Here is a 3558-nt window from a genome sequence, read left to right as displayed (position 1 = left end):
TTTTACCTCGGTGACTGATCTGAAGCGTAAGCTCATGCGCTACGTACGCCAGTACAACAAGTCGCCAAAGACCGTGAAGTGGAAGTACTTCGACCCAACGCGCCGAATCGCTACTGAATCAGCTGTTACAGGACACTAGTTGGTCCCGACGCAAGGGTCTCAGGGTCTGCGGTGGCGCGGCGGAGTGAGCCCAATAGGACAAGCACACCTAGTGTCGCTCGGTTTCTCACAGGCCTAGCCCCCGTTCGGCAATGCCGTCGTACAGCTAAACCAGAGCGCGCGACTCTGCTGCTCTCAGCAGGGCGGGAGAATACGCCATTTCCTGCGGGTCCTCGGTCCTCGCTCATTAGCGGTACAGGTGAAACGAACCGGCACAGCCTACCGGTCTGCTGCTGCAGCGACGGTTGGCGATGAGGGGCCTATCAGGGATATCCACCGATTCGCAATTCGTGGCCGCCCTCGCCCTCGCCGATGTGCGGGTCGGTACGATCCTCGACGCAGTGTTCCCGACCGTGCTCACGCTCCAATGCCGAGTCCGAGACCAGCCAAGCCGTCGCCTTCTGGGATGGAAGGCGGTCTGGAACTGGAGATTCTAGGTGGCGGCAGAGGCACCCGCCTCGCCTTCTGAGCGAAGATCCTCAGCGAGCAACACCTGCAGCCGGCAGCTCCCAGATGCCAATCCGGCGAGACCACGGTCTCTGACACCGTTTAATCCGAACCTCTAGGCGTTCCTCGGCGGCACGCGCGCGCTCCGGCGGAACGGCGTTGCCGGCCTGTTTCGTCGCAGGTGCCCATCTGCAGCTGCCGCAGTGGCGAATACGGTGGTGGCACCGGTCATCGACCAAGCGACGCCACAGCGCCTGCGCAACGCAGGCGCCCGTCCTCACGGGTGGGTGAAATCCCCTGAGACCCGACCCTGCCGGGGCGACGAAGCCAAGAGGGAATCGACGAGCGGCAGGCAGTTTTCAACTCTTGCCCGCACATATCTCCTACGGACTTAACGGTCGGTCGTCGAACAGCGAACAGTGTCGATGACGCTAGGCGCGCACGACGATAGAGAATGGCGCCATCGAAAAGAGTCTTAGCTATCACTGACGGCTTCTATGACTGCATTTGGTGGAACCTCAACAACACTAGCGGAGGCAGTGCCCATGAGAGCATCGCTCACAGCCGTTTGCATACTACTGATTACAAGCATGCCAGCAGCTGCAATGATATTTCCTGACTTCAACGTTAGGCAGTTGCAGTCTATAGCGCAACGTGCAGATTTGGTGTTCGTCGGAACGGTTACGAAGATTGAGTACGCGCAATCCGCACCCTCTATCGGTGCGCCTCGTGGCGCTCCCCACACCTACGTCACTTACCACGTCGAGAAAACCCTCTCGGGGGAGGCAGATGGTAGGCACGTGACGCTGAGATTCCTCGGCGGTCCCCTGGCAGATGGTCGCATCACCTATGCGGACGGATTTCCCCTGTTTGATTTGGGTGATCGAGATCTATTGTTCGTCGCTGGCAACGGGCGTGCTCTTTGTCCCCTAGTCCAGTGCAGCGGCGGGCGCTTTAGATTGGTTGATGGATACGTCTACTCCGAAGAAGGTCGTGTGATTGAGCTCAACCGCCGGGGCGAGCTGCGCGATAAGGGACCCCAGCTGCTCCTAGAAGCTGTCACTAACCGAGTCGGCGACCATACCCTGTCACGGGTCGAAGTGCTGACCGAAGGTGACTCTGACCTGGCCTCACGCCGCGAATTGGCGCGCTCTCTCGAGGTATCCGAACTCATGGCTGCTTTGAGCCATGCCCTAGGTCCAGAGCGCCAACGCTCGGGCGCCTTTCCCTTTCACTCTGCGGACGCCGACGACACGTTCACCATAGATGGCCTGGCGGCGGTGGACGCACCGGACGATCCAGCGGAACATCCGGTATTGCCGAGCAGCGATCAGGATCTCCGCGAACTCGCTGCGTTGCGGACCAACAGGGGTAACCCGGTTTTGCCCTCGCACGCCCACGAAGCACACCATGACGCAAGTCCAGATCACCAGGAGGAGGCACCATGAGCTCACGCAAACTTCAAAGGTGCACGCTACTGCTTAGCCTACTGCTAGCGCAGCACGTCGCCGAAGCCTACAACTGGGTCAAATGCGACGATCAAAGCGTAGACTGGGATCAGGCTCATCAGCCCATTTCCCTCTCTGCGATCAGCTTCGCTCCTGGCTCTTGGCGGGATGCTTTGCTTTCCTCGATCGATCTGATCAACCACAACCCGAGCCAGTTTCAACTCGCCGCGAGCACCGATGACACCAGCATCGGGTTCTACAACGACCAGAACGAGTCTTGGTTCTCGAGCGATGCCGATCTATTCAACGGTGCCGCGGCGATCGCCTTTCGAGTGTTGGACTGCGACAACGACTGGTTCTTTGGCGACGGAAAGAAAATCCTAGAGGCGGACGTGGTCTTCAACGTGGAAGGCGGGTTCAGCGATAGTGAGCAGCGCTGGTATACCTACACCACATCTCAGTACGCGCCCAACTTGCGAGCCTACGGGGGTAACTTCATTCAGTTCCAGGCTGCTGCGATCCACGAGCTCGGTCATCTTGCCGGTCTGAACCACACAAGCGACACCTACAACTCGATGGGCGACAGCTTCACCCATGTGCACAACAACGATGCGAAGGTGACACCGTATCTGGGCGAAGACGCAGCCAACGGCTTGATCACCCACTACTTGTACCCTAGCGAAGTTCGCGAGGACGTCGCCGTCTCGCACTTCAAGCACGTGGGCTCATTCTCTGAGTTCAGTGAGCACGACTTCACCGAGCTCGCTGACGCGTCCGGCGGACAGCTCGCATCCTTCGAAGAGAACGGAGAAACCGTGTACATGGTCAACCGCGGCCAAACCGTGTCCTTCGAGCTCACGTACGAGAACAATGGACGCGTCTTTCAAGAGACCAAGGTGGGGTTCGTGGTCTCGACAAACGACTACATCACCACCTTCGATCCGCTCATCACTCGCTGGAACTTCAATCTCGGGAGGAACATCGTATACACAACAGCCGTCACGCTAGAGATCCCCGACAACCTCACCTCTGGCAGAGCCTATTGGCTTGGTGCGATCATCGACTACGAGGACACGCTCGCCGAAGTCAATGAGCGCAACAATGCGACCTACTTGCCGATCTGGGTCAACTAGCCGAAGCCCAAATCAAAATCGTACCAGTCCAGCCGCGCCCCGCCCTCACAAGCGTCATGCCAGTTTACCCAACCGGTGTCGAGGCGGCGGTGTTGGTTGGTGGCTTCGCGCCGCACTGAAAGGCCAGACGACCTCACTTATCTCAGCGTGCTAGATTCGAGTGCAGTCTCAACAAAAACACCGAGAATGCCGATGCGCCTTGCGTTCGTTTCCCTGCTGCTTTGCACTCTTGCCGTTCACCCAACGGTCAGCGCCCAGCAGTTACTCCCCCGCGCCGTGGACGTCGACGGCGTCACCCGCAGCTACCTCGTGTACCTGCCTACGAGCTACGACGGCTCCCCCATGCCCGTGCTACTCGTCTACCACGGGGG

Annotated in this window: 3 protein-coding genes; all 3 read left to right on the top strand. The window is 59.1% G+C overall.

The window, feature by feature from the left end; all coding sequences use genetic code 11:
* Positions 1-139: IS630 family transposase (locus AAGA68_27275; protein ID MEM9388773.1), on the top strand; the 139-nt coding region annotated here is incomplete at its 5' end.
* A gap of 1057 nt (positions 140-1196) precedes the next feature.
* Entirely contained in the window at positions 1197-2054 is an 858-nt protein-coding gene (locus tag AAGA68_27270; GenBank protein ID MEM9388772.1) for a hypothetical protein, read from the top strand.
* Positions 2051-3187 (top strand): matrixin family metalloprotease, encoded by a 1137-nt coding sequence (locus tag AAGA68_27265; protein ID MEM9388771.1) that lies wholly within the window; start codon positions 2051-2053, stop codon positions 3185-3187. The genes AAGA68_27270 and AAGA68_27265 overlap by 4 nt, the downstream gene beginning before the upstream one ends.
* Positions 3188-3558: the final 371 nt, after the last annotated feature.

The sequence above is a fragment of the Pseudomonadota bacterium genome (assembly GCA_039193195.1).
Taxonomy (GTDB): Bacteria; Pseudomonadota; Gammaproteobacteria; order Steroidobacterales; family JBCBZW01; genus JBCBZW01.
Note: the sequence above shows the minus strand (reverse complement) of the source record. Positions and strands in the feature narration are given on the sequence as shown.

Excerpts from the sequence above, each read along its gene's own strand:
- AAGA68_27270 (MEM9388772.1), top strand. The coding sequence starts at position 1,197 with ATGCCAGCAGCTGCAATGATATTTCCTGACTTCAACGTTAGGCAGTTG.
- AAGA68_27265 (MEM9388771.1), top strand. The coding sequence starts at position 2,051 with ATGAGCTCACGCAAACTTCAAAGGTGCACGCTACTGCTTAGCCTACTG.